The organism is Opitutia bacterium (genome assembly GCA_016217545.1).
Taxonomy (GTDB): Bacteria; Verrucomicrobiota; Verrucomicrobiia; order Opitutales; family Opitutaceae; genus Didemnitutus.
In genome coordinates, this window is sequence record JACRHT010000001.1 from 1 (window position 1) to 2,828 (window position 2,828).

General features: G+C 68.7%; 3 protein-coding genes. All 3 read left to right on the forward strand.

Translation table 11 applies throughout. The features are described from left to right. Positions 1 to 156 precede the first annotated feature (156 nt). The 3 genes from tnpB to HZA32_00015 are packed head-to-tail and all read left to right on the forward strand — an operon-like array spanning position 157 to position 2,734. Positions 157 to 660 carry an IS66 family insertion sequence element accessory protein TnpB gene (tnpB, locus tag HZA32_00005; protein ID MBI5422435.1) on the forward strand — a complete coding sequence of 168 codons (504 nt, stop codon included), beginning with the start codon at positions 157 to 159 and terminating at the stop codon, positions 658 to 660. Positions 661 to 717: 57 nt separating this feature from the next. Continuing rightward, the gene (locus HZA32_00010; GenBank protein ID MBI5422436.1) at positions 718 to 2,400 is read left to right on the forward strand and encodes an IS66 family transposase; all 1,683 of its coding nucleotides are present in this window, start codon (positions 718 to 720) and stop codon (positions 2,398 to 2,400) included. A 19-nt stretch (positions 2,401 to 2,419) separates the two neighbouring features. After that, positions 2,420 to 2,734: a hypothetical protein gene (locus tag HZA32_00015; GenBank protein MBI5422437.1), complete on the forward strand. Its 315-nt coding sequence runs from the start codon at positions 2,420 to 2,422 to the stop codon at positions 2,732 to 2,734. Positions 2,735 to 2,828: the final 94 nt, after the last annotated feature.

Sequence of the window (2,828 nt, forward strand, 5' to 3'; positions counted from 1 at the left end):
CGTGCCCCTCCGCCCGACCGCCCCCGGCCCGTTGCTGCGCGCCGGCTGGGACTCTGATGCGTGGGGAGCATGGGCTCACCGCGGACGCTGAGGACCTGGAGACAGTGGAACCCCGAAGAAGCGCAACGCTGGTTGGCGCGATGGCGCGAGAGCGGCTTGTCCCTCGCCGAGTTCGCCCGCCGTCGTGGACTGACAACGGGGCGACTGTGGTGGTGGAGGAGGCGCCTCGAGGCGGGCCTCGGGACGTCGAGTTCAGGCGCGCGACGCGTGTGGAGGGGTGAAAGCGTCGGCCTTCCTGCTCTGCCGCGAGACGCGCGAATCTTCGCGGCGAGGGAATCGTGCAGCCTTCGGCGTAACTTCGACGGTCTGTCGAATGAGGTCCGCTCGACGCTGGGGAAGGACCCGCTCAGTGAGCACGTCTTCGTCTTCCGAAATCGACGGAGGACCCAGGTGAAGTTGTTGCTGTGGACGCGAGGCGGCTTCACCGTGCTGCACAAGCGGCTCGAGCGCGGCACCTTCACGTTTCCGGATGAGGCGCCGTCGACGGCGAAGTTTCTCGAGTTGAACGTCGATGAGTTGGGAACGCTGCTCGAGGGCAGCGAGGTTTCATCGAGGACGTCGACGCGATGGGCGCCGCCGTCACCCGCTCGCGCGGGATGACGAATTCTCCTCGACGCGCGTTGCGGGCGCGCCCTCACTGGTTAGGTTGGCGTGCCCGTGACGAACGCTGCGCCCGCCCTCGCCGACACCGAAAAGCGCCGCCGCTCGCGGCCAGTGCTGGAGGTGCTGCAGGAGTTGCTGAGCACCGGCCGCACCGAGGAGGTAGTGGCGCTCGTCGCGAAGTTGTTGTCGCGGAACACCGAGTTGGAGCGCCTGCTGAACGACGTGAAGGCGAAGGGCAAGCCTCGGGAGGGCGTCTCCACCGCGCAACTGGTGCTGCTGTTGGGAGGGCTCTCGACGGAGAGCAACCCCACCCTCGCGGAGGCGGACGCCAAGCTGCGGGAGTCGTCAGGCATCGACGAGAAGCACCGGCAGGACGAAACGAAGGCGGCTCGGGAGAGACGGCGCCGCGAGGCACCTGCGCGCCGGCCGCTGCCGGCCCACCTTCCCCGCGTGAACAACATCATCCCGGTGCCGGACGCGCAGCGTCCGTGTCCGCTCTGCGGCGCACCGAGGAAGTGCATCGGTCACGACGTGACGGAAGTCCTGGAGCTCATCCCCGCGCAGCTCTTCGTCCGCCGAGACTGCCGCGAGAAGCTGGCGTGTAAGCCATGTGACGGCGAGCCGGTGCGCGCCCCCCTGGGCAACAAGGTCGTGGCCGGCGGGAAGATGGGCACGGCGCTCGTCGCGCAAGTCATCGTGGACAAGTACCGAGATGGGCTGCCCCTGACTCGGCAGGTGGAGCGCTTCGAGCGCATGGGCATCGACATCCCCGTCTCCACGCTGGCGGACCAGGTGCGCTGGGCCACGGAGGCGCTGCAGCCCTTGTGGCGCGCCGCCCTGGCGAAGGTGCTGCGCGCCGACGTCCTGCACCTCGACGCCACCTCGCTGCCGGTACTCGACAAGGACGTGCCCGGCGGCATTCGGCTCGGCAGTCTCTGGGGCTACGTCGGCGCGGAGGTGTCTGACGCCGAGACGCTGCACACCGCGCTCTACCTCTACGCGACGACGGGAAAGAAGAACGCGCAGCGCGAAGGAGAGCTGGGGCCCGAAGACGTGCTGGCGCTGCGTGAAGGCGACGTGGTGGCCGACGCCTCGGGGCTCTTCGACGCGTCCTTCAAGCGGAAGGAACTGCACGAGTGCGGCTGCAACATGCACGCGCGCCGCCGCTTCACCAAGGCATTGGACGCGGGCGACACCCGTGCGGCCTTGCCGCTGGCGGCCTTCAAGAAACTCTACGTCATCGAGAAAGAACTTCAGGGCGCCACCATCGAGGAGAGACTCCGGGTACGGCAAAAGCAGAGCAGACCCGTCTACGACGACTTGCTGGCGTGGATGCGAGTGCGCCGGCCGTATGAGCCCCCATCCTCAGGCATGGGGCAGGCGCTGCAGTACCTCGACAACCATCACGTGGCGCTGACCCGCTTCCTGGGCAGTGGAGTCGTCCCCATCGACAACGGCGTCGTCGAGCGGCTTCACGTCCGCGCGGCTCTGACGAGGAAGAACTTCCTCTTTGCTGGCAGTGACGCCGGCGCCGAGCGTGCCGCCGTCGCGTACACGCTGCTCGGCTGTTGCGCGCTCGTCGATGTCGACCCGGTGCGGTACCTCGCCGACGTCCTGCCGCGGCTTGCTGCGCGGCGCGTCCGGCTGCGCGACGTGCCCGCGTTGCTGCCCGCGAGCTGGAAGGTGACACACCCCACCTCCATCCTCGCCCAGCCCACCTCCGCTGCGGCGGCGTGATGCCCGGACGCTCCCTCGGGTGGCACCCTTGAATATGGTGGGCTTCATCATGCAGACCGACGAGAGGCCGCTCTCCATTTGCATCTCCGAGACGCAGCTCGCGCTGCTGAAGAAGCTCGACTACCCGCGCTCGGACGAGATGCTCGCCTCGGCCACCCTCATTGAGGACGAGGGCTGCTACGAGCTGACCGGCAGCCGCTACGACTTCGAGGCTGTCGCGGGCTTTGTCGCCGGAGACGCAAACCACAGCCGACCTGGTCGAAAGCGCGAAGCGCTCTACGAGCTCGCCGTGGCTCTAGAGAACGCCCTCTCGGCGCGTGCCCGCTTCGGCTGAGCGGGCGCAGCCCGCCATGCCCCGCGACTGCTCAGCCCGCGCACGTCAAGCGCGCGCGGGCGGCGGCGAGGGGGCGGTCGGGCGGAGGGGCACG